This is a genomic window from Arachidicoccus ginsenosidivorans (assembly GCF_007971385.1).
GTDB classification, from domain to species: domain Bacteria; phylum Bacteroidota; class Bacteroidia; order Chitinophagales; family Chitinophagaceae; genus Arachidicoccus; species Arachidicoccus ginsenosidivorans.
Window position 1 is genome coordinate 620,288 of record NZ_CP042434.1, and the last position, 24,764, is coordinate 645,051.

Annotated in this window: 19 protein-coding genes and 1 pseudogene; 11 read left to right on the forward strand and 9 right to left on the reverse strand. The window is 41.7% G+C overall.

The window, feature by feature from the left end; all coding sequences use genetic code 11:
- Positions 1-138: 138 nt before the first annotated feature.
- Positions 139-1,518, forward strand: a complete 1,380-nt coding sequence (locus tag FSB73_RS02465) for an NAD(P)/FAD-dependent oxidoreductase (RefSeq protein ID WP_146779983.1) — start codon at positions 139-141, stop codon at positions 1,516-1,518.
- Between the two features lie 182 nt (positions 1,519-1,700).
- The gene (locus FSB73_RS02470; RefSeq protein ID WP_146779984.1) at positions 1,701-2,483 is read left to right on the forward strand and encodes an SDR family oxidoreductase; all 783 of its coding nucleotides are present in this window, start codon (positions 1,701-1,703) and stop codon (positions 2,481-2,483) included.
- Positions 2,484-2,520: 37 nt separating this feature from the next.
- Here FSB73_RS02470 and FSB73_RS23190 read toward each other — a convergent pair whose 3' ends face one another.
- Entirely contained in the window at positions 2,521-2,673 is a 153-nt protein-coding gene (locus FSB73_RS23190) for a hypothetical protein (protein ID WP_158639381.1), read from the reverse strand.
- 187 nt (positions 2,674-2,860) lie between these two features.
- Here FSB73_RS23190 and FSB73_RS23805 point away from each other — a divergent pair, with 187 nt between their 5' ends.
- From FSB73_RS23805 to FSB73_RS02505, 9 genes are all read left to right on the forward strand, one after another.
- Positions 2,861-5,662 (forward strand): sigma 54-interacting transcriptional regulator, encoded by a 2,802-nt coding sequence (locus FSB73_RS23805; protein ID WP_225974400.1) that lies wholly within the window; start codon positions 2,861-2,863, stop codon positions 5,660-5,662.
- A gap of 395 nt (positions 5,663-6,057) precedes the next feature.
- A complete protein-coding gene (locus tag FSB73_RS23810) occupies positions 6,058-7,806 on the forward strand; it encodes a GAF domain-containing protein (protein ID WP_225974401.1) in 1,749 nt (582 codons plus the stop codon).
- Complete coding sequence (locus tag FSB73_RS23815; protein ID WP_262712464.1) at positions 7,803-8,297, forward strand: sigma-54 factor interaction domain-containing protein; 495 nt, start codon at positions 7,803-7,805, stop codon at positions 8,295-8,297. The genes FSB73_RS23810 and FSB73_RS23815 overlap by 4 nt, the downstream gene beginning before the upstream one ends.
- Positions 8,298-8,323: 26 nt before the next feature.
- Positions 8,324-8,776, forward strand: coding sequence for a helix-turn-helix domain-containing protein (locus tag FSB73_RS23820; RefSeq protein WP_225974403.1), 453 nt, complete (start codon positions 8,324-8,326; stop codon positions 8,774-8,776).
- Between the two features lie 123 nt (positions 8,777-8,899).
- A complete protein-coding gene (locus FSB73_RS02485; protein WP_146779985.1) occupies positions 8,900-9,655 on the forward strand; it encodes an SDR family oxidoreductase in 756 nt (251 codons plus the stop codon).
- A gap of 256 nt (positions 9,656-9,911) precedes the next feature.
- Positions 9,912-10,580, forward strand: a complete 669-nt coding sequence (locus tag FSB73_RS02490; protein ID WP_146779986.1) for a hypothetical protein — start codon at positions 9,912-9,914, stop codon at positions 10,578-10,580.
- A gap of 125 nt (positions 10,581-10,705) precedes the next feature.
- On the forward strand, positions 10,706-11,719 hold the full coding sequence (locus tag FSB73_RS02495; RefSeq protein ID WP_146779987.1) for an alpha/beta hydrolase: 1,014 nt from the start codon (positions 10,706-10,708) through the stop codon (positions 11,717-11,719).
- A 71-nt stretch (positions 11,720-11,790) separates the two neighbouring features.
- On the forward strand, positions 11,791-12,618 hold the full coding sequence (locus FSB73_RS02500; protein ID WP_225974404.1) for an alpha/beta fold hydrolase: 828 nt from the start codon (positions 11,791-11,793) through the stop codon (positions 12,616-12,618).
- A gap of 89 nt (positions 12,619-12,707) precedes the next feature.
- Entirely contained in the window at positions 12,708-13,055 is a 348-nt protein-coding gene (locus tag FSB73_RS02505) for a YciI family protein (protein WP_146779988.1), read from the forward strand.
- 138 nt (positions 13,056-13,193) lie between these two features.
- On the opposite strand, the gene FSB73_RS02510 is transcribed toward FSB73_RS02505, so the two are convergent.
- From FSB73_RS02510 to FSB73_RS02545, 8 genes and pseudogenes are all read right to left on the reverse strand, one after another.
- Complete coding sequence (locus FSB73_RS02510; RefSeq protein ID WP_158639382.1) at positions 13,194-15,407, reverse strand: S41 family peptidase; 2,214 nt, start codon at positions 15,405-15,407, stop codon at positions 13,194-13,196.
- Between the two features lie 75 nt (positions 15,408-15,482).
- On the reverse strand, positions 15,483-17,717 hold the full coding sequence (locus FSB73_RS02515) for a S41 family peptidase (RefSeq protein ID WP_146779990.1): 2,235 nt from the start codon (positions 17,715-17,717) through the stop codon (positions 15,483-15,485).
- Positions 17,718-17,969: 252 nt separating this feature from the next.
- The gene (locus FSB73_RS02520) at positions 17,970-18,416 is read right to left on the reverse strand and encodes a universal stress protein (RefSeq protein ID WP_146779991.1); all 447 of its coding nucleotides are present in this window, start codon (positions 18,414-18,416) and stop codon (positions 17,970-17,972) included.
- Positions 18,417-18,423: 7 nt separating this feature from the next.
- Complete coding sequence (crcB, locus tag FSB73_RS02525) at positions 18,424-18,795, reverse strand: fluoride efflux transporter CrcB (protein WP_146779992.1); 372 nt, start codon at positions 18,793-18,795, stop codon at positions 18,424-18,426.
- Between the two features lie 397 nt (positions 18,796-19,192).
- A complete protein-coding gene (locus tag FSB73_RS02530) occupies positions 19,193-19,999 on the reverse strand; it encodes an OmpA/MotB family protein (RefSeq protein WP_146779993.1) in 807 nt (268 codons plus the stop codon).
- A gap of 186 nt (positions 20,000-20,185) precedes the next feature.
- Positions 20,186-21,550: a DUF1835 domain-containing protein gene (locus FSB73_RS02535; RefSeq protein ID WP_146779994.1), complete on the reverse strand. Its 1,365-nt coding sequence runs from the start codon at positions 21,548-21,550 to the stop codon at positions 20,186-20,188.
- 25 nt (positions 21,551-21,575) lie between these two features.
- Positions 21,576-23,131: pseudogene (gene porX, locus FSB73_RS27890) on the reverse strand (T9SS response regulator signal transducer PorX).
- Positions 23,132-23,349: 218 nt separating this feature from the next.
- Positions 23,350-24,696, reverse strand: a complete 1,347-nt coding sequence (locus tag FSB73_RS02545) for an efflux transporter outer membrane subunit (RefSeq protein WP_262712467.1) — start codon at positions 24,694-24,696, stop codon at positions 23,350-23,352.
- Positions 24,697-24,764 lie beyond the last annotated feature (68 nt).

Sequence of the window (24,764 nt, forward strand, 5' to 3'; positions counted from 1 at the left end):
GTCATTTCACTAAATATCGTCAATTTTCCGAGTCGTAACAATCACTTCTTATTCATTACTAATCATTTATACCATGGCACCCCAATTGCCAATTGGCAAAACAGTTGATAAATTTATCAGTGTAAAAAAAAGGTACCCATGGAAGCGAACAAAAAACAACTCATTATTATAGGCGGCGGCTTTGCTGGCATCAATCTGGCAAGAAAACTCTATAATAATCAATATTATGAAGTCACGGTTATTGACAAGCATAACTACAACTATTTTACGCCACTGTTATACCAAGTAGCCACCGGATTTCTTGAACCTTCGGCCATCAGCTATCCATTCAGGAAGTTATTCCAGCATACAGGCATTCATTTTAGATTGGCAGAATTAAACAGGGTGGACCCGGATAAACAGCTATTATTTCTATCAGATAATAGCATTTTAAAATATGATATACTTGCTTTTGCAGCCGGTTCCACCACCAATTTTTTCGGTAACGCATTACTCCAAAAAAACGCCTTGTATATTAAAAGCATTGAAGATGCCATCAACATGCGCAACACGTTATTGGATGTTATGGAACGGGCCAGCGTAGAGAAAGACCCGGTTATCCGAAAAGCCTTACTCACGATGGTGGTCGCCGGAGGCGGTCCAACTGGTGTAGAACTGGCTGGCATGCTCGCAGAATTCAAAGCGTGCCTGATGGGGATGGATTACCCAGAGTTGAAAGGAGAAACCCTCCAGCTGTATATGATTGAAGGGTCAGCTAATCTGTTGGCACCTATGAGCGATGCTTCTCACAAAGAAGCCTTTAAGACCTTGAACAGGCTCAAAATTGATATTAGGCTCAATACAAGAGTGGAAAAATACGAAGCAAACCTCGTTTATCTATCCACTGGTGAAGTAATCCATGCCGGCACGCTTATTTGGGCCGTGGGTGTAACCGCCAGGATTTTTCCAGGCATTGACCAGGACTGCCTGGATAAATCCCACAGGATGATAACCGATGCCTATAACAGGGTAATAGGTTACCAACAAATCTATGCCATTGGTGACATCTCAGTGCAATATGGTGACACCAGATATCCTTCGGGACATCCGCAACTAGCTCAGCCCGCCATACAACAGGGGAAAAGACTGGCTAAAAACCTTCTTCTGGCTGCCAAAGGAAAACCCATGCATCCTTTTCATTATTTTGATCGGGGAGACATGGCCATTATCGGGCGCTCCTGGGCGGTGGCTGACCTTTTCAGGCACAAAAAGCATCCAGTTCACCTGGGCGGCATTTTAGGTTTATTGAGCTGGTTATTTATTCACCTGGTTTCTCTGGTCAATTATAATAATAAAATAAAAACATTTTATAACTGGCTGGTGGCTTATCTCACACATGACCAGGTATTAAGGATGATCTTTCATGCAGATAAACCCACTTCACAAAAAACACCCCGCCCTCATCCTCACTCCCTGCTTCCCGACCAGCCTGCGGCGCCTAAAAAAGTGGCCAATGGAAAGCAGCGAGTCTTATTTTAAGTGTAGCAAAGATCAAAAGCTAAAAAGATGATAGATATAAATCAGCTGTTTATATCTCTGATCCGGCTAATTAAACTTCGTTTTTCCTAATAATGGTCTGCAGCGCCTACTTATAACATGTAGAGAAACTAAACCATTTAAAAGTATGGCAGACAACTGAAGGCCAGTAAAATAAAAATAAAATGAAAATTGTAGTGATCGGAGGAACCGGACTAATCGGTTCCAAACTGACGGCCAAGTTAAAAGCCTTGGACCATGAAGTGATTGTGGCGGTACCTTCCAAGGGTGTCAACACCCTTACCGGTGAGGGCCTGAATGAGGCATTTACAGGAGCTGACATTGTAGTCGACCTGGCTAATTCTCCCAATTTCGAGGACGAAGTAGCCATGCATTTTTTTAAAACTGCGGGCGCTAATATATTTGCCGCAGAGAAAAAAGCGGGTGTAGGCTATCATATCGCTCTTTCCGTGGTTGGCACCTCTAGATTACTGGCAAGCGGTTATTTCAGGGCCAAACTAGAGCAGGAAAAAATTATTGAATCCTCTGGCATTCCTTATACAATCGTGCATGCTACGCAGTTTTATGAGTTTATGCCAGCCATTGTTGGATCAGCCACCTCGGGAGAAGAAGTCAGGGTTCCACCTGCGGCTTTCCAGCCAATTGCGGCCCAAGATGTTGCAGAAATTTTAAAAGACATTGTACTCGGCGCTCCGCAAAATAAAATCGTTGAAATTGCCGGTCCCGAAAGAGGACCTCAGGACGAGTTTGTCAAAACCTACATGCAGGCTACCGGAGATAAACGCAAATTATTAAGAGATGTCCATGCGCTTTATTTTGGCATTAGCCTAAACGATGAGTCATTAGTACCCGCGGCTGATCCTAAGCCCCGTCTGGGAAAAATACGGTTTATTGACTGGTTAGCACAGCAAAATGGGAAACAAGGCAATCAGAAAAGCAAAAAATAGTATCGCGCGCCTTGCACAGTCTCCATGACAATGCCTACTACAATCCTACACCTGCTGCCCATCCAGGATGGTCAGCAGGTATATTAGGCAAAAATTGGAAGCAGGCAGGATTGGTTCTTTTGGCAGCCATGAAAAAGTATAAGGCCGTCAACCACTTTTGTACTGCCCCGGCACATTGTTCAGTTCTCATAATTTTGTAAATTTGACAAAATATGCTAAAGTGACATTAAACAGGATAAAGCAAACAGTATAATACAAACAGCATAATTTAAAATAATATTAAGACAAGACCCATTTGAATCCATTACGAATCTAATAAGTTACGCTATTAAAATTCCTGCCACATTTATGATGATCCAACCTTAAAAAAAGAAATCATGCGTGCTACTTCTTTACCTTTACCGCCCGCCCAGGCGCAGACAAAGCAACCTATTCATCAGGATATCGACGCGCTGATCAGAGAAAAGGAAACCTTGCTTTCATTAATCAGGGCTACATCGCAGGTACGTAATATCCAGGATTTGATCACACTGTTTTCGAAGAAAATAAAAGGACAGGACCATCATTACGATTATGCCCAGTTAGTATTGCTCAACAGGCAAGATCAAAGCAACCTTTCAGGCATTACTGAGCGAATGAATACCTTATTGAAAAATAACGATGAGGCACATTTAAATGCCGTTTATTTGGTCAATATACAAGCAGAACTGCTGCAATACATTTCTAAAGCGACAAGTCCTGTTGTCGTGCACCTGGATCCGGCCAGTAAAAACCCAGGTAAAGAAATAAATCAAAAGACAACCAAAACTACTGGCTCAAGTCTTGACAAATCATTAGAAGATTTTATCACTCAGTTTTCTGTTACAGCCAACAAAGGGCAAATGGAAGACTGTCTTATTATGGAACTTAAAGCCAAAGATCACCTAATTGGACTGCTATTGATCCATACCTGCTTACCTTCAGGATTCCCCAAGGAATTTTCCCTGCTGACTGAAGAAATTGCCCCATTAATAACTAGTGCCCTTTTAAATATTATGGATCACGAACAGATCCTGCAGAAAAGCTGGGAGGAAAGCTTTCTGCTTGCCTTCAGCAGCGGCATTGCCGCTGTTAGAACCCAGGAAGATCTCTCAGAAGTGATCTATGGTTCCCTAAAAAAGCTCAGTATGGTTCGGGCTTATTTTATTCGCCTTATTGACGCAACTGACCGTTATCTGCTCCCATTTATCCATGACAAAGAAGCCTTTTATACGAAAGAAGCAAAGTTTGAACAGTTATTGCGAAAAAAAATCAGTATCAAGGAAGGTATATCCAGAAACGTACTTCAGGCTGGCGGCCCTTTGAATATAGACTTTAGGCAAGAAGTGGAAAATGGCACCCAGGACCCTTACCTGGAATTTTGGAAAATGCTTGGCGAGGAAAAATCCGGTTTTTCCAAGATAACGGGTATCCCGCTCTCAGTGGGACAAAAAAACATTGGGATATTATGGGTCATAACAGAAAAAATAGATAACCGATTGCTGGAGGGGATATCTGCACAAATAGCCATTGCAATTTCCAATATCAAGGCCAATGAGGAAATCCTGAGAAAGGAAAGCGAAAAAGCCACATTACTTTCACTGAGCCAGGAGATGGCAGCGCTAAGAGACCGAAATGATTTATTTCAGAAGTTTTATAGCAAGGTCACCACAGTATTAAATATTGAAGAGTTTGGAATGGTTTTGCTGGACCAGGAGAAAAAGACTTATAAGATTATCATCGACCAGGCCGCTACTTTTGCCCGTTTGCATCCAGGACAGGAAGCTGTGCTGGAAATGGAGTTCCAAGCGTCAGATGCAGTCTTTCAACGCATCGCCAGTTCTACCGAACCTGTTTATTTTGACGTAGCTACATTGTCTGGACTACCCGATATGCCTGCCTATGTCCATTTTTGGAAAGCCATTCACCTCAGGCAGGTCGCCGCCGTACCTTTAAAAGTGGGCGGTGAAGTCATAGGAGCGGCTTTTTTCCATGTGGACCCGGTGACGAAAACACCTGCCTACAGTGCACTATTGCAAGCGGTCTCCCATCAGTTGGCCGTGGCGATTTCTAATATTCGTTCCAATGAACAGGTGCTTCAATATAAACAAATGCTGGAACAGGAAAATGTACAGCTAAAAGAAGAGATTAATAGCCTTTATAATTTCTCAGAGATTATCGGCAGTGGGGAAAAAATGCAGGAAGTCTACCGTTTGATACGCCTTGTAGCGACTACCAATTCAACTGTATTAGTGTTGGGAGAAACCGGTACGGGCAAGGAATTGATTGCCAGGGCAGTCCACAACGCCTCCCCCAGAAAGAACAAATTGATGGTGAAGGTCAACTGTGCGGCCCTACCAACTAACCTAATTGAAAGTGAGCTGTTTGGCCATGAAAAAGGCGCTTTTACAGGCGCTGTAGAGCGTAGAATCGGCAAGTTTGAACTTGCTAATGGCGGAACCATTTTTCTGGACGAAATCGGAGAAATGCCCCTGGAAACCCAGGTAAAATTACTTCGGGTGATTCAGGAAAGGGAATTTGAACGCATTGGTGGAAAAACACCCATAAAAGTAGATGTGCGCATCATCGCTGCCACCAACAGAAAGCTAGACATAGAGGTCAACGAGGGGCGGTTTCGTCCAGATCTATATTACCGCTTAAATGTATTCCCCATTCATTTGCCCCCACTCAGGGACAGAAAGGAAGATTTGGAAGCACTTACCTGGTATTTTGTGCGTAAATACAGCAAGCGTACCGGCCATCAAATCAAGACAATCGCGACTGGTGTATTCAAGGAGCTGCGCAGTTACCACTGGCCGGGCAATATCAGAGAGCTCGAACACCTGATTGAAAGAAGCATACTACTAATGGATGGCGGTGTTTTAAAACAAGTACAAATACCCCTGGGTCAGGCAAAAAATGCAGAACAGCGTCCTGTTGCTGGCCAAGGACTCAATCCCGGGCAACACGACATGGTTCCGACCAGTGAAAAAATGACGCTTAAGAATATGGAAGCCGAACACATTGTGAAGGTGCTAAAAATTTGCCAGGGTAAGATTGCTGGTGTAGATGGCGCAGCCGCCCTGTTAGGCATCCCCGCCACCACTCTTCATTCCAAAATCAAAAAGCTGGATATCAAAAAAGTAGACTATCTGGATTGACAAATCTTAAATAACAGGGCGGATTCAACGTTCAGAATACTTAGCGTTCTTATAGTGGAAAGGGGATGCAAACACATAAAAGAGATCAGTTTAAACAATATCATTCAATTATATTTTAATATTTCAACTTCACTTTTTAATGATAAAGCAGTTCGTTCTAAGTAAATTTGGGGCTCGTCGATAAGTAAATTGAGATGGCAATTACGCCTTGCCTCAATTCAGCAGAACGCCTCAAAATCAGTTATAAAATATTTCCAATAAAATTATAAATTAAATTCCTGTTTCTTATTTGATACACATTTTTATTAACTTGCATATGTCAAAGCTCGATGTATATATTATCCATTAAACAAAGAATGCTTTTTTTTACTTTATGGTTTTAATCTGGTGCGGCTATGGAAAAAAATACGGCAAATAAAACAACAACGCTTTCTCCTGGAAAAAAAAGCAATGATCTTGATAAAGACTTCTTATTAGCACTCGGTAATGATATCACCAGCGTCAGGGAGAAAAATGACTTGATCACACTATTTAAAAGCAGGATTAAAAGTAAGTTCTATTTTACCCATATTATCGTCACACTGGTTGATCCTAAGGATGAAACCTACACGCCTTTTTTACTGGATAATGACGGCTCTCCTATTAGGGAGCATCCACGGTATGCAGAAATGGTGGCGACTCATTTCTCTCTAAAAGATGCCTTTATAACCAAGGTTCTGGCCGCTCATGAGCCCGTCTCCTTTATATTGGAACCCATTATGGACTTACCGGGCATGGCTCCATTCCTTAGAGTTAATTATGAAAAAGGTGTCCGGGAAATCCTCATGACCAAACTTACCAAAGCAGGCAAGACTATGGGTTTTATCCATGTATATTCCGACCGCCTGGACAGCTTTACAACTGCTTTTAGAAATGTTATGAAAAACATTGCACCTTTGCTTTCCAGCGCAGTATCCAATATCATTAAAAACGAAGAAATTCTGCAAAAAGAAAAAGAAAAGACATTTCTATTGGAATTTACAAGTGCCATCGCCCAGGTACGCACAAAAGAGGAGCTCAATTGGGTCATTCAAAACGCCATACATAACATTGACCCGACATATCATTTTATAATAGCCAGAATAAACCCCGAAACCCAGCTACTTAATACTTATATCCACGATCTGGACAGCCAGGTATTTAAGCATCGCATGAGCAGTAATCCAGAAAAGAAGCTGCGTATGCAGGTAGCTAAATTACTGCATAACACAGAAAACACAGCTATTGACGGCCTGCAAAACCGCATATTAAACAGTGGTATACCACAACTTTTTAATGTCAAAAGAGAAATTACCAGGGGTGTCCAATCTAATTACGTCTCAATCTGGCAATTACTTCATACAGAAAACTTTGTGGGCATCCGCCTACGTAACGCTGCTGTCAATCAAGGCATTTTATTTTTAAATATTGAACAGATAAACGTTGAGCTCCTGATTGGCCTTGCCGCTCAGATCTCTATCGCTTTGGCTAATATTCTGGCAGAAGAAAAGGTTCGCACCAAACAGGCCGAACAATCATTCTTACTTGATTTTAGCAAGGACATTACGCATATCAGAAACAGAGAGGAATTGAAATCAGCTATATTCCGCGTACTGGATAAGATCATGCATACAAAACTGGCGATGATCCGTATCATCCATGAAGACGGTATTCAAATGCCGGTTTTTATGAATGATCCTAGTTTATTTGAAAATGGTAAAGGTAGCTTTGAGAAAATGGCCGCTGCTGCAGTAACAGTGAAAGAAGCTTATAACATGGAAGTACTCGCCAGTCAGGAAGGTGTGGTTTTCAATGTGGAAGAAGAACTAAAAAAAGGGAATGACTATGCCAGACTCTGGAAAACCACCGGGCTAAAAAACATGTATGCGCTTCCCATGCGGGTGGGCAATATAAATACGGGCACCATCTGGTTGCTGGCTAATAAACTGAGCCCACTTTTACTCAAAGGCATTTGCGCACAAATCTCCATCGCCATTGCTAATATCATCGCTAGTGAGAAACTATTAACTTATAAAAACAATTGGAGGAAGAAAACGATTATCTACGTGAACAAATTAAAATCATTTATAACTTTTCAGAAATCATCGGTAATAGCGCCAATATGAAAGAAGTATACCGATTAATGAGACTAGTGGCAGATACAGACACGACCGTCTTGGTACTGGGTGAGACCGGTACGGGTAAGGAACTGATTGCACGGGCTATTCATGGTGCATCTCAGAGAAAGAATAAACTAATGGTAAAGGTCAATTGTGCCGCACTACCCACTCACCTTATTGAAAGTGAGCTTTTCGGTCATGAAAAAGGAGCTTTTACAGGGGCTATAGATCGCCGCATCGGCAAATTTGAGCTGGCCCAAAACAGTACGATATTTCTGGATGAGATCGGCGAATTACCGCTGGAATCACAGGCGAAAATCCTTAGAGTCATTCAAGAGAAAGAACTGGAACGTCTTGGCGGCAAACAAACCATCAAAGTCAATGTCCGGTTAATTGCCGCCACCAACCGCGATCTGGAATCGGAGGTCAAGGCAGGCAGATTCAGAGCGGACTTATATTTTAGATTGAATGTCTTTCCGGTATTATTGCCCCATTAAGAGACAGAAAAGAGGATATAGAAGCATTGTTACATTTTTTTATCAATAAATACAGCCGCACTACCGGTAGAAAAATAAAGAAAGTGGCCGCCAGCGTCTTACATCAGCTTCGCAGCTATAGCTGGCCAGGCAATGTCCGGGAGTTAGAGCATTTAATAGAACGCAACATCTTGCTTAGTACAGATGGCGTACTGGACACAATAGAAATACCAAAAACAACTGCCTCTGATCAAAGTCAGGAGGCCGCACTTATGAACCGTTCTTTGGAAGATGTAGAACGTAGTTATATATTGCAGACCCTAAAACGCTGCGGTGGTAAAATCTCTGGTGCCGGAGGCGCTGCTGAGATCCTTCAGGTACCCGGCAATACCCTGCATTCAAAAATAAAAAACTGCAAATCCGCAAAAGTGAATACTTCGATTAGGCCACAGTGTCTCTCAAGTACGATTTATAGCGTAATAAAGTGGAAAGCGTCGTGATTACACTATATAAAGTGAAAAAATAATCACGACTAAATCAACAACACATTGATTCTCATAAAAATTCAAATATTGGCATTGTTTTCCAAAAGCTACTAGCATTAACAATAAAAATATTTAATTATGAAAATCGTTGTAATCGGAGGCACAGGCCTCATCGGAAGCAAAGTCGTTCAAAACTTGCGTGATCAAAATCATCAGGTTGTCGCGGCATCACCTGCCACAGGCATAAATACCATCACGGGTGAAGGGCTGGCAGAAGCCCTGAAGAACACAGACATTGTCATTGACCTGGCAAACTCCCCTTCATTTGAAGATGAAGCAGTAATGAACTTCTTTAAAACTGCTGGCAATAATTTGCTAACAGCGGAAATTAATGCAGGTGTTAAACACCATGTCGCCTTATCCATAGTAGGTGTGGAAGAGATGCAGAACATTGGTTACATGCGTGCCAAAAAAGTACAGGAAGATCTTATTACTCAATCTGGCATTCCTTATACCATTGTGCGCAGCACCCAGTTTATGGAATTCATAAAAGGGATAGCTGACCAAGCTACCCAAGGGGATGAAGTACATCTGTCAAGCGTTTCCCTCCAGCCCATTGCTGCAGTAGATGTCGCTAATTATCTGACAGAATTTGCACTGGGTAATCCCTTAAATGACCGCGTACAAATTGCGGGGCCCAAGCGCTATCCTATGTATGAGATCGTTCAGCAATACCTGAGCATTATGCGTGACAGTCGCAAAGTTACACCAACAGGCGAGCCGGTGTACTTTGGTGGCACAGTTACTCATGAAGCGCTGGTACCAGTTGGGCAAGCTAAATTCGGCAGGATCAGTTTTGATCAGTGGGTCGAAGATCAGAAGTCACGCAATTAGCAGGAAGAAAGATAAGTGCTGTTTGAAACGAAGATGACAGGTGTCAGGCTGCCGAGGAGACTGTATAAGGGGTGCACTTTCTACCTGTTCGTGCACGCGCATTACCTAACGCCGGCGTACAATGCATACGAAAACCGGTCAGTTACACAGCAGTTCAAACAAGCCCTTTTCTTAACACAAATCAAAACCACTTTACTAAACCCGGGTAACAACTACTTATCAATTAGTAATTTTCAATCATTAAAACCAATTAATCATGTATTTCCCATTTTTAAAAAGAACCCATCGTCAACAACCCAAAAAAGAAAACGGCGTTTCCATTCAGGACGCCATCGTATTTGCCATGTCTAAAGACTTTGACATTACCGATGGTGCAGAATTTATCGATGACGGTATGCGCATGAAAGAACAACCGCTGACTAGAACGTTCTTTAGTGAACCACAGTCAGCTAAACATTATAATCCACTGCAAATCCAAATCCAGTCTGAGCGTCAGGCACTCAGACCCATATTTAACTATCAAGAACACCTATCATCATCAGCTCCTGCGAAACAAAATCCTACGAATATCAGTGGTCATGCCACCCCAGACCCCTGGCGACATACCCCTGCAACCGTGCTTACCGCTCCCACATACAATAGTCCGGAAGAGGTGATCAGGTCATTAAAACAAGAAGGTTATACAGAAAATTTTGCAACGCAGGCCATGAGTCTATATAGTGAAGATCAGGAGGATATACGATTTCATCCAGGTGATTTCACCATTGACAAAACCTTTCGTTTTAATAAAAATTGTGGACCACAAGGAAATCCCATCGTCTATGCCATTACGTCCACAACGGGTGTAAAAGGCACGCTTACGGACTCAACAGGCACTTGTTCACTCCATCCGGACATGATAAGCAAGATATACACCAACAAGTAATTATGCGAACTTAATAAGTTAACAAGAACAAAAACAAAAAGCAGCAATATTATTGGCAAACGCAACGTAACAAAACAACCTCAAAAAAAATCAATTATCACCTTCAAACAAAAATCACAATAATCATGAACCAATCGTTAAACTTACATGCAAATCCGAATGCATCAAATGAAACAAATCCAGCAGAAGATCCAAGGCTTTTCAAGCAGGTACGAGAATTCCTACAGGTCCTTAATGGCGGGGATAAAGCGCCGATTGAAACGCTACCTCCAAAAGATGCCCGAGAAGTACTGAGCAATGCCCAGGAGGCTGTTGTAGTGGACTATACCGGTATTCAGGAATCAGAACACACCATTACGGTATTGGATGCGCCGCTAAAAGTTTATATAGTTAAGCCCGAAGGACTAAGCACGACCGCCCCTGGCTTCCTTTATATTCATGGCGGCGGATGGGTCCTGGGAGATTACAAAACGCATCGTAGAATCGTACGTGATCTAGTGGTTCAGTCTGGCGTCATCGCTATTTTCCCTGAATACACACCATCTCCAGAGGCCAGATACCCAGTGGCATTACAACAAATCTACGCCACTTTGCAATGGGCAGTCACTGAAGGACAACCTTTTGGCATCAATGGCGAAAAACTGGCCATCGTAGGGAACAGCGTAGGTGGCAATATGGCGGCAGCTACGACCATTATGGCCAAACAACTGGCAGGCCCTGCACTACTATTACAGGTTTTACTGTGGCCGGTAACAGATGCAAATTTTGAGACGACTTCCTATGTCCAGTACGGGAAAGGTCGGTTTTTGACCACCGCTATGATGAAATGGTTCTGGGACAATTACCTGCCTGATCCTGAAGGGCGTCAGGACATTCTGGCCGCACCGCTACAGGCATCCATTGAAGATCTGCGTGGTCTGCCACCTGCACTGATCCAAACAGCTGAGAATGATGTTCTGCGAGACGAGGGTGAAGCGTATGGCAGAAAGCTAAATGAAGCCGGTGTTGACGTAACCGTCGTCCGGTATAACGGCTTAATCCACGATTACGGACTGCTGAATGCGCTGTCTTTCATACCAGCGGTTAAGTCCGCTATTTCACAGGCCGCTCAGGCACTTAAACGTGTACTCTATGCATAAGATCACCCGTTCCAGTTTGCTTATCGCATTAAGCTATCTAATCATTTTCAAAATATTTAAAATTTTACGTTATGTCTATTATTAAACATTTTACATATGTGGCCTACCTTATGGCATTTGCCACCTTTACCTGCATGCTAAGTTCAAAATCAAATGCACAGCGTGCTCATTCTACCGAAAAGATCCAGTCAAGACAAGTAGCCCAGTTAAATCATAATACCACCATTAAAAATATCGTACTTGTTCATGGTGCATTTGCAGATGGCTCCAGCTGGAATAAAACCATCGCTATTTTGCAAACCCACGGATATCATGTCATCGCCGTTCAAAATCCGCTGACTTCCCTGGAAGATGATGTGGCTGCCACCAGGCGGGCCATCGCTTTGATGAATGGCCCGGTACTGCTGGTAGGGCATTCCTATGGAGGAGTCGTTATTTCAGTGGCCGGTAATGATCCAAAAGTCGCCGCTCTTGTATACGTTTGCGCGCTAATCCCTAATGATAATGAATCTGTAGTGGATATCACAAAAAAGGATCCAAATGCGCCCGGCAGTGCAGAAATCAAGCCTGACACCTCAGGATTTCTTTCACTGACCTATAAAGGCATCCATTCTTTTTTTGCACAAGATTTGTCTGCTAGCCAGCGGGACATACTCTATGCTACCCAAACACCTTGGGCAGCGGTGGCCACTACCGCTAAAGTAAAAAATGCCGCCTGGAAATCAAAACCCTCCTGGTGCATTATTGGGTTAAACGATCATATGGTTACCCCTCATCTGGCAAGAGCCGAGGCAAAAATGCTCCACGCAAAATCCATTGAACTTAAGACCAGCCATGTGCCCATGCTCTCCCAGCCCAAGCAAGTCGCAGACTTTATCATGGAAGCATCTGAACAGTAAGGCAAACACATTCGTTAAACCAACTCATACATTAATAACGCTCAATAATTTTTAGACAACCCGATTTTTAATCATTAAATTCAAAAAAGATGAATGTTTTTTTAATCGTTATTCACAGAGACTTAACCAGTAAAAATCCCAAACCCTCTCCTGCGGAGCTAAAGGAAGCCCTGCAACCTTATCAGCAGTGGATTCAACATCTGGCTGATGCAGACAAATTAGTCGCCCCGCCCAAAAGATGGGATCTGGAAGGAAAAGTAGTAAGCCACGGTAAAAAGGTCAAAAAGGGTCCTTACGTAGATGGAATAACTTCCATAGGGGGACTACTCTTGATCAAAGCCACAGATTATGACGAGGCTGTTACCCTCGCTAAATTATGCCCGATCATCAAATACGGGGCTGTGGTTGAGGTAAGGATGGCTTTACCTACTGCATAGGGTTAATTTTCAAACGGGCGGTACACTTGGAGTATCGCCAGTTTTTTTTTGTAAATCCTCCAATTTAGGATTATGAAAAATAAAATAATTACCTGAATATCATTTTAACAAATTGATTGGCGATAATGTCCTTAGAAATTATTTGCCCGTTTCAATAAATAAAACGTCCCTTTCTAATGGTTCATCCCTACCGGCTTTTACCCCAGTAATAGTGGGTTTACAGATAATATCTGGAACAATGCCTACTTGTTGTATTTCTCCCCCATCTGGATAATATATGCCCAGACCTGAAAAAACGGTGGACATATCTCCTGGCAAAGACACATAGCTGATATCTCCATCGGCACCGGCTGTAGTAGAACCAATTATTGTAGCACCTAATGCCATAAAAGCCATGGCAGTATATTCAGATTGACTTTGGGTGTACTCATTGATGAGCAAGACAACCTTCCCCTTATAACAATCGGGGTTTTCTGTACCTGTTGAGGCTATATAATCTAATATCGACTGGCCAGGTCTTAAGGGGTCTATATGGGCGTATCTGGCAAAACCTGACCGGTGGCGACCAAGCTTATTCCCCAAAGTAAATACCATAAAATCCGCAGGATAACTTCTAAGATCAATGATCATACCTTTTGTTGAACGGGCTATCTGCATAACGCTATCCAGCATGCTATTTTTAAAGGTACCCGGATAGATATAAGCAATACCATCGCCTATGATTTTAAAAGGAGGCTGGCCACGTTTCACTAAACCATAAATTTTATTTTGGTAAATAGCACCGTTGTATGTCTTTACTTTTTTAATTTCCTGTCGACCATCTCTCTCTAAGGTTAAGATCATGGAGTCGTTTGCTGTATTTAGTAAATGCCAGGAAAGATTTCTGTATTTCACGGCCATATTTGAGCCGGGCGTTATATCAAGCCGCTCCTTGACAATATTTTTAATTGACTGCCCGTTTATTTTCTCCAATTCATCTCCTATCTGTATACCCGAACGAAACGCTATTGCGCTATCTAAATAGCGATCCACAATCCATTTCCCTCCTATATACCTTATTGTAAACAGCGGTGTATTTTCCCCAAAAAATAACCGTTCCTGCTGACTACCAAATAAAGCCCCATGTGAATCCTTTATCTTCTCAATCATGGAAAGTAGCGTCAGATCATATTTTTGCCGCGTATTTGCAAGAATCATTTTGGGAATATAATCCGTTAATACCTGCTCCCAATCAGTAAGCAAATAGCGATAGGGATAAAAATATTCCACCGCATTCCAATATCTGAACAGCGCCAAGAGCCTTAGGCCAATATCATTAGATTTTATATCCACAAATTCTTTGTCATGGGGAAAAACTACATTGGTGGATTGGTCAAATGAATAATAGTAATTTTCAGATGCGGGTTTGGCGTAGAAAACTGCACTTAATACTTTTTGCAAAGGCTGTGTAATCGCTTTAGCATAAAACCAACTGGTATCCACACTCATTTTGATGGAGGCCCCTTTGGGAAGTGCGCGGGCTTTGTATTTACCTTTGAGTGGACCTAGGCCTTGGATAAAACGGGTCAAAATTGTATCGCGCTGCTGATCAGTTTTAGCTGAAGCAATTTTTGGCAAAAGTCTAAAAAGGGTATTGGCCCAGTTATATTTCCCGGCAGCTACCCCTGGATGGTAAAATTTAAGAAAACCCCAGACCATGCCAAGGACCTTTAGATTGGTCAGCGTTTGCTTATTCATCCTCATGGTAGTTAGTCCTGAACCACGAATAAAGGCGGTGTCCTTTTCTGCAGGAAAACGCCTTACGGGTCTGATCTCAGCCACAGATAAGGACTTGTCATCGATTTGCACCTCCAGATCATCCAGCCACATTGTGCCTTCTGCGGTGAATAGGCCACCTATATAAATTTCTTTTGTCTTTGCAGGTATCAAACCCACAGAAAGGGTATATTTTTTCCAGGGCGTTGTACCTGTTATCTGTTGATCTAATATACCAAAAGTAACATTAGGAATATTTACCAATAATGAAGCAACCCCACCCGTTGCATTTTCTGTTTTTATATACCCTGTCAGTGTCAGGATTTTACCGTTATAATTATGGGGCAGTTTCAAAACGATACCTGAGCCTTCTTTTGGGGCCGTGGTTTTAATTCCTGTATATTGAAAACAAATGGAGTGCTTGCCTGTAAAGCTATTGACGGTATCTACCGTAATTGTATAATTTTGTGAATTCCGTATATCCCAGCCCTTGGGTACTCCACCGATCACTTTTTCAAAATCCAGATTCAAATCATTTATAATCGCTGAGTTACGTTGTACGCTTTTTATAACCTGGGCGGATACGTTACTGACCACACAAAAAACAATTATTAAAAATAACATAAAAGCCGCATAGATCCCTTATTTAAACATGCTGTACCCATTTTTCAATTATTTACCTGTATTGATAAATTCAATTGCTCTTTCCAGTTGTTCGTCCTTACCGGCTTTTATGCCTTCTGCAGTAGGTTCACAAAAAATATCCGGCACAATGCCGACTTGTTGCGTCTGGCTTCCATCTGGGTAATAAATGCCCAAGCCGGAAAATGTCGTCAGTATAGAGCCAGGCAAATACAGCTCAGAAACGTTACCATCTGCACCTGCAGTGGTAGATCCTACGACGGTCGCTCCTATTGCCCTTAAACTCATAGCATAAAACTCAGCTGCACTTTGCGTATTCTTATTTACCAAAACGACAATCTTTCCTCCATAATAATTGTGATTGAAAGCTCCTAAAGACTGCGCTGGTCCCATAATAGCCCTTCCTGGCCGCACAGGATCAATATGGGAATACCTTGTGTATTTCACCGCACTTCTGCTTAAGCTGGATATCATCATAAATAGACCTGATCCATTAGGATAGTTTCTAAGGTCTACAATCAATCCTTTTGCATTTTTAATGCCGGCGATCACCGGCTGGATATCCTTTCTTTGAAATGTGCCACCATAGATGTAGCCAATACCTGGACGTGCATATCCAAAGGCAGGTTTTGTGTCGTCCGTAAAACCAATGGACAACAAACTGTCTGCTGGATAAGTCTGGACATTTTTCGTCGCAAAGGTATCTTCACTGAAAAAACCAAGTCTTAGCGAAGGTTCATTAGTCTTTAAAAGGCTCCAGCCAATATTTCTGTATTTTGCCGCCGCATTTGAGCCAGAGGTAATGGCCAGCCTGCTTTTTACAACTGCTGCTACTGGCTTACCTCCAATCTTTTCCAGTATATCACCAATCTCAACACCTGAGAGGCGTCCTGCTACCTTATTTAAATATTTTGTCACGACCCATTTATTTTGGATATATTCTACTGCAAAAGGCGGTTGTAACTTTCCATAATATTCAAGGGTACTATTAATTAATCCTGAGACCCCGGCATGAGTATCTTTTATTTTTGCAACTAAACCAGCCAGAGCCAGTTCGTATTTCAACCGGGTATTTGCCTGGATCATAATAGGAATATATGTTGCCAAAACTGTCGGCCAATCTTTTATCAGGTTTCTATAGGGATAAAAATAAGCAATCGCATTCCAATACCTGTATAAGGCGAGCAAGCGAACGCCGATGTCTGGATTTTCAATCGACGGATACTCCGCATCATTGGTAAATAAAACATTGCCCGCCGACGTAAAATTATAATAGTATGAAAAAGAATGTGGCCTATTTGAAAGCAACAACCTTCTAAACTGAGCTAGCAATTTTTCAGACAATCCACCTTGATGCCACCAGGTAGTGTCCGTATCAAACATTATGGAATCTTTTCTGGCAAATGGCGTTCCAGCGTCATTTTGGGATACAGTGCCTAGTTTTGTAAGAAAGCTACTTAATAATTCATCTCTTTCAGCATCGGAACTCGCATTGGCCACACTAGGCAGTAATCTAAATAGTTCGTGGCCAAAGTTAAAATCACCCGCAGTGGCCCGGGGATGAAAAAATTTTAAATACCCCCAAACCTCGCCCAAAACCTGCAAATTTTTGACCGTTTTAGGATTTGTTGTCATGTGCGTTATTCCAGCGCCCTTACTAAATTCAGTATCAGCCTCAGCCGGGTAATTCGAAGCAGGTATTATCTGCGCCTCAGATAAAGGTTTGCCATCTATTTTCACCTCCAGATCATCCAACCACATCGTCCCTTTGCCCTCCAATATTCCTCCAATGACAATTGATTTTGTCTTTTCTGCATCGAGTGGCAGGCTAATTTCATTTTTTTGCCAATTAGTCGTTCCTTTAACAACATGATTATACATATTATTGATTCCTAATCGGGGATCCAATCTTAGCACAAGCCCTGCACGTCCTGGTTCAATCCGGTCGGTTTTGATATACCCCGACAATGCAATCATATGCCCTTTATATAAATGAGGCAAATTCATCATGTAAGCCGTAAACGAGGTCGAATCACCAGAAAAGTGAAAACGCATACTATACTTACCACTATGTTTAATAGTAGAATCCACACTGATTTCATAACCTGTAGTCGCTGCTTTTTTAAAATGAAGCGCACCTCCCTGCTGAATTCTTTCAAATCCTAAATTATAGGTCGTGTCAGAAAAAGGCACATCGGCATTCTGCTGCCCCATGGCCATGCCAGTCAAAATAAATACAAATAGGATCGTTGTCAGAAACTTCATAATGGTGCATAAATTTAAAAATGTGGGTATTTATGAACAAATTAAAGGTATAAAAAATAACACATGATCAGTGCGCCCGCACTTGTCAGGCGATCTCCACGTTCTTTTCAGTCTTTTCATACATTAGCCACCAAAGCGAATCAATATTTTTAACCTTGCCATCTTCTTAATCCATATAACCTTTAATAAATAATTGCCCCACGGAGCCCTACTAGCATCCGCCCTGTTACAATTAAAAGCCAGGAAAATGCATTATAACATCCTGGGGGGTGTAAGTAATACGGGAACGGTGGCGTGACGAACAACATATTCAGCTTTGGACCCACTAAGTATGCGACCAATCGCACTGCGACCATGCGTACCCATCACAATCAAATTCGCTCGCCACTCTTCGGAAATTATTAATATTTCTTCCTCCGGGATGCCAATTGGGGTAAAACAAGCGACCTGCTGCTTACCATCATACAACTTAATATATTCTTCAATGGTACGCCGCGCAGCGTTTAAGAGATTCGTTTCGCTTTCTTTGGCAGTGATACCCAGATCCGCATTGACCTGCTCTTTGGTTGAATCAACAACGTAAACAAGTGCCACTAAACTTTGTGTTTTATATGCTAGTGAGAATCCCGTTTTAGCAGCTTTCTTAGAAAAACGGCTGTCATCTATGGCGATGAGTATTCTATTAATTTCCTGACCCATAACCAAATTATTTCACAAGGATAAGCCCCACCCAGGTGGCCAGCAAACCGAGCAGCACACTGCCACCTAAATACATAAAAAAGTAAAAATAATTACGCTCCATTATCAGACTAATACCCTCGTATGAAAAACTGGAAAAAGTGGTAAACCCACCACAAATGCCTGTAATCAAAAAAAGTCGCCACTGTATTGAAAATTGAGGCATTTTTACAGCCATCCCATATAAAAGGCCAATAATAAAACAGCCCAGAACATTCACAATTAAAGTTCCCAATGGAAATGTTATGGGAGCAATTTTATGAACGCCTACCTGAAGCAAATACCGGCAAACGCTACCGATTGCGCCTCCTAAAGCAATCACCAAAATTGATCTTAACATGCTCAATAATTAAAATAACTAGCGGTTATAAAAACTTGCCCAGCGCTATCCAGAGATAAAAAAAAAATGTTTAATTCCGTCACCACAAGTTAAGCCTTTATTCAAAACAAAAAACTTGCAGGTGCTATCCGCCTTTAAAGCGGCCGTTGTAAATTGGAAAACACTATCCTATCACCCGATTTTCACACAAAACCACCCTTAAATGGAGACCATCCCTCTGGTAGGCAATAATGCGCCTGGGCTATCTAAAGTTAAAACAATCTTGATTAATGCAGGCGTGCAGGACACAAAAATATTATTAAAAAGCTGTGCTGAAAATAACAAATCCCCTTGGGATACCTACATTGGTACCCACAAGGGATTAGTTATTTTAAAAGGTAGGGCTATATAATGATAGCTACTGATTAATCAAATTATACAGTTCATCCAGTTTTGGAGACAGAATTATATCTGTACGGCGGTTTTTCGCCCTGCCTTCCGGTGTTGAATTAGTAGCAACAGGATCATACTGGCTATGTCCGGAAGCCACAAGATTCAATGGACTTACCTGATAACGACCCACTAAAATCCTTACAATTGAGTTGGCTCTGGCAGTACTGAGTTCCCAGTTATCCTGAAATTTACCACGGATAGGAATAGAATCCGTATGTCCTTCAATATCAATTTGAAGATCTGGGTTGGTATTGAGCACTGCCGCTAATTTAGCCAGTGCATCTACCCCTTTTGTACTGACCACCGCACTGCCTGAAGGGAACAAGAGATTTTCCTGCATGCTTACATATACCTTCCCGTTTTTCTGGGTAACCGTTAATTCATTGGAGTTAAATCCAGATAAGGCATCAGCCATTTTCTTTCTGAGTGCCTCGGATTTTTGTTTCTGAGAGTCCAACAGATCCTGCAATTGCTGTAACTTTTGTTGTTGCTTTTGCAAAGCCTCTTTACTTTGTGCGAGTTGATTTTCCTTTGCATTATTATTGTGCGACAAAGAGGCTACCTGATCGTTCAGATTAGAGATATCATTTTTAAGACCGGTTATCCGGTCCTGCAAATCACCAATATTGCTGGCCATACGCGCGCTATCACTTTGCAATTGTCTTGTTCTTAACTGGGAAGCCACTAAATCCCGTTTAGGGACACAGCTGCTAAAGACAAACACAAAACAAACGAGTGCTAACCCGCAAAGTTTCAATGTATTACTTTTCATTATATTTGTTTTTTGATTTAAGATATTATTTATTACCAGCACAAGAAGGGTAATTCATTATGTAAATAACTGTAAATCACACTAATAGATAAACAAAGAATCACTTACATATCTCTTATTACCAACACCATGCCTAAAATCCATCATTTTTTATAGTTCAATTAGAAGTAATTGACTAGCAGTCAGCTATAGGATCCTTACACTTTTATACTCCATCCCCTCCTCACTTTCTTCAGGGTTCAGTTCCACAAATAACTGTCCCTGGGTGGCTTTGAGGCTAACATTTTTTGGTCCTTTTTCAAATTCTCCCTGACTGATCACCTGAGCAGTTTCAATAAGTGATTTAATACGCCATATGATATAATATTCAGGTACACCTAGTTTGGCTTTGGAGGTCAACAGTCCCAATAGCTTAGAGAGCTTCATCGTAGCAGATCCTAACTGATCTAAAATAATTTTATCGTAATAATCGTTTTCCCTGGCAGATAGTTTCTTGCCTCCTTCCAACAATCTGACCGGGCCCGGTGATTTAGATAATTTATCCCATTCTTCGGGATCTAGTTCAAATTCACTGAGCGTTACCACTCTTGCCAAACGAGCAGCTTTTACAAATTCTTTAGGTTGTATTTCAGATAGCTGTTTGGGATAGAAAATGTGACCCTTTTCATCAATGAAAGGCAGGTTATTTAAATACAGAACATTTATACGCCCCTGAAATTCCATTAAATAACTGATGATATAATAATAACCGGCAACATCGCGTTCATTTTGCCCCATCCAGATCCATAAGACAGTATCTTCATCCTCTTCTAATTGCTGGAACAGCTGATGTAATTTCATTTTATCAGAACGCATTACTTCTGGCTGCACATCTTCTGGCAAACCAAGTACCGACTGCCACCAGTTTTTCCGGGCCTGCCAGCCTTCCGCTTCACTTAAATCTGCGACGGGTCCCAGGCTGTAATTATCCTCTATATAGAGTATATCTCCTGCATTAGCTGGCTCCAGTTCAAAGCTTTGTTTGATCTGTTCTCCACCCGCCTGATCAAAAACCATATGGAGAATCTTCACAGGGTTCAGCACTTCAGCGGTTTTGCCTGCTTTCTTTTTTCGTTTCGATTTAGGCTTAGGCGCCGGCAGTTCCGCGTCTGGTTCGGGTGCATCAAGTGTTGTCTCATCTGCGGTAGCAGAAGGCTTGTCCTCATTTTGATTTGCCGCATCAGATTCAATTGCCCCGTCCTCTTCTTCATCAGGTTGATGATCACCTGTATCCTGGGCCTGATCGTCATTATCTTCAGCGTCCTTGCCCTTTACTTCAATGTTTGGGTTTGATTCTGAGTCCAGGGTTAAATGCGGAGCGAGGACATCATCTTGTTCATGATCCAGATGCTGCTCTTGTTCTTGTTCTAGTTCTTGGGCCTGATCTGTACGCTGATCTGGATCATTTTCCTTATTTAAATACATATGATCCTGTTGATCATGCAACTCATTTTGATTTGCGGCTTGCTGTGCTGCTTTTGCATTTTCCTGTGGATCCTTTTCAATGCTCATATAAATATTTTTCTAATAAAGTTCTCTATTTACTTTCCATCTGGATGACCGGAATAATCATTTCTTCCATGCTCACACCACCATGTTGGAAAGTGTTTTTATAATAATTGACATAATAATTGTAATTATTAGGATAGCATAGAAAACCGTCTTCCTTGGCAAAAATAAAAGAACTATTGACATGAGGCAAGGGAAGTCCCGCTTCTTTTGGATTTTTAAAAGCCAGCACGTCCTTAGGGCTGTAATTCAGGTTTTTACCATGCTTATAGCGCAAATTACTCGTGGTTTGTTTATCGCCTATGACCTTATAAGGCGTTTTCACCTGAACACTACCATGGTCTGTGGAAATAACCAGGCGTATTTTACGGTCGGCTATTTTTTTCAATGCCTGTCTGAGCGGGCTATGCTCAAACCAACTTTTGGTAATACTGCGATAGCCATGTTCATCGCCAGCCAGTTCTTTGAGCACTTCCATTTCCGTTCTGGCATGACTGAGCATGTCCACAAAATTATAAACGATCACATTCAAGTCATTATTGAGCAGATTATGAATACCACTGAGGAGTTGTTGAGCATCCTGATTACCAACTACTTTCGTATAACTGTATTTAATATCTTTTTTCTGCATCTTTTTAATAAAAGCAGCTAAAAATCTTCCTCATATAAATTCTTTCCCCCTTCCTCTTCATCATTTTTCCATTGCTGAGGGAACTTCTGGGCAATCTCAATGGGCATCATACCCGCAAATACCGCATTGCGACAATATTGTGTAGCGGTGGGCAGTATACTGAAATAGGTATCCTCTTTAATCATCCTAAAGTCCTCCTCAAATAAGGGCTGAATCATCTTCCACTGATCAAAACGCAGATTATCGATCAGGATGAAAAAGGTCGGCGTCCCTGCCTCTATCAATGGCACTACTTTTTCTTTTAACAGATCGGGACTCAAAATCGGCCGGTTACCACTGCCTGCCTGTATCCAATCCGTATAATTCTTAGAGATAAACTTAAAGAAAGCCGTATTGGCTTCCTGTTTTTGGGATTGGAGGATTTCCATCATTTCCGGGCTTCTGCTCTTTTCCATTTCCAGTTCCCAGTAAATCAGCTTTTTATAAATTTCCTGCCAGCCTTCGGCATCCTGATTGTCACTGAGTGCCAAAAACAAGGATCTAAACTCCATTTGGTAGGCTGAGGTAGTTTTCTCAGCCACCAGTCGCTTATTATCCAATATTTTTTTAAGACTGAGTAAGACTTGGTTTGGATTGACTGGTTTGATAAGGTAATCAGCAATCTGACTGCCAATGGCCTCTTCCATTAGATTCTCTGTCTCATTTTTCGTTACCAATACTGCAGGCAGACTTCTATGTATCTCTTTAATGGCGGCCAGCGTCTCCAGTCCACTTAGGCCTGGCATTGACTCATCCAGCAGTACGACATCCGGTTTATTTTCCTTTATATATTCAATTGCGTCGAAACCATTGTTGAAGGTGATCACCTCATAGCCTTTCTGTTCTAAAAACATTTTCTGACTCTTTAGGCTTTCCATCTCATCATCGACCCATACTATACGCGCATTTGTCATTTATCTTGGTTGTTTTCTATTGTTTATACTGTTCAAAAAGCAAATATTGTTCACTTAAGTTTTTAAAGATACAATTTTGCCAGTAAAATTGCCCTAAGATAAATATAAATTTCAGCAAATCAACCAATTACAAATTAGGCTAAACTACAAATCAAAAAGAAACCTTAATTTAATTCCGGGCGCTCCAGTATCTACCCTAAACAGCAGGTAATCACGTCTTATTGCCAGCCACCTCCCATAGCAGCATATAGATTTACAATAGCCTCATTGCGTTGCAGATAATCAGTTACCTGATTAATCTCGGCCGACAGCAAACTTTGCATCGCGATCAGTACCTCACTGTAATCCGCAAAATCATTACGGACTAATTCCTGGGTATAATCCACCGCTTTATGCAGACTGTTAAGCTGCATGGTTCTGGGCGTTATTTTATCGGTAGCAGATTTGTAACTATATAAGGCATTAGAGACTTCCTGACCAGCGCCCAGTAACTTCTGCTTAAAATTATAGAGTGCCTGCAATTGATCTTCCTGTGCTACCTTAAGTCGGGTTTTATTGGCTCTTCTGTTAAATATCGGTTGTGTTAGGCCACCTAGTATGCCGCCAATAACAGAACCGGTACTAAAAAAGGTGGATAAACTATTGCTTGAAAGCCCTCCATTAGCAGTGATGGTAAGGGAAGGATAAAAATAGGTCCTGGCGACATTGGTCATTTCAAAAGCCTGCCTGAAGTTCAATTCAGCCTCCCTTACGTCTGGCCGGTTGGCCAGAATCTCAGCGGGTACGCCTGTTTTAAACAGAGGAATAAATTCTTTGACCGTCAAGCTATCTCTATTAATTCTACCGGGGTCTCTTCCTAATAAATAACAAATGGCGTTTTCGGTTTCTCTGATATTTCTTTTAAGATCTGGAATGGATACTTGTGTTGCATATAACCCGGCCTCACTTTGCACAACAGCCGCTTCTGTTACCTTAGCCCCCTTTTTAAGATCTTTCATCACCTCTACTGTTCTCTTCCAGGTTTTAACCGTTTGCATGGTCACACTGAGCTCTTTATCATAAGCCATAAGCGTATAATAATTTCTGGCTATGGATGCCACCAGGTTTGTTTTTACAGCCTGCTCATAGGCTTCAGATTGTAATAATGCCGCCATCTGGGCCTTTTTAGCACTTTTAAGTTTTCCCCAGATATCCGCCTCCCAACTGGCATCCACCCCCAGTTGATACTGATGCACATGACTGATGGACCCGGAATTACCAATCTTTTTGGCGTATTCTATGCTGGCATTTGCATTGAGTTCAGGATAATTATACAGCTCACTTTGCTTAAGGTAAGCAGCTGCCTGATTAATTCTGGAATAAGCTGTTTTCAGATCGAGATTATTATCAATCCCCTCCTGAATTAACTGCTGTAGCATTGAATCCTTGAATAGGTCTTGCCAATGCAGGGAACCGATATTTGAGCTATCATCCGAGATTAAGTGATTCCCTCTAAAAAGGCTGTCAATCTGAACAGTCGGACTTTGGTAGGTCTTTAATACGGACTTACAACCACTGATTGCCATAAGGGTCGAGACAGTGAAAAATATTAAATAGAAATTACGGCTTTTACACATATGAAATTGTACACTTT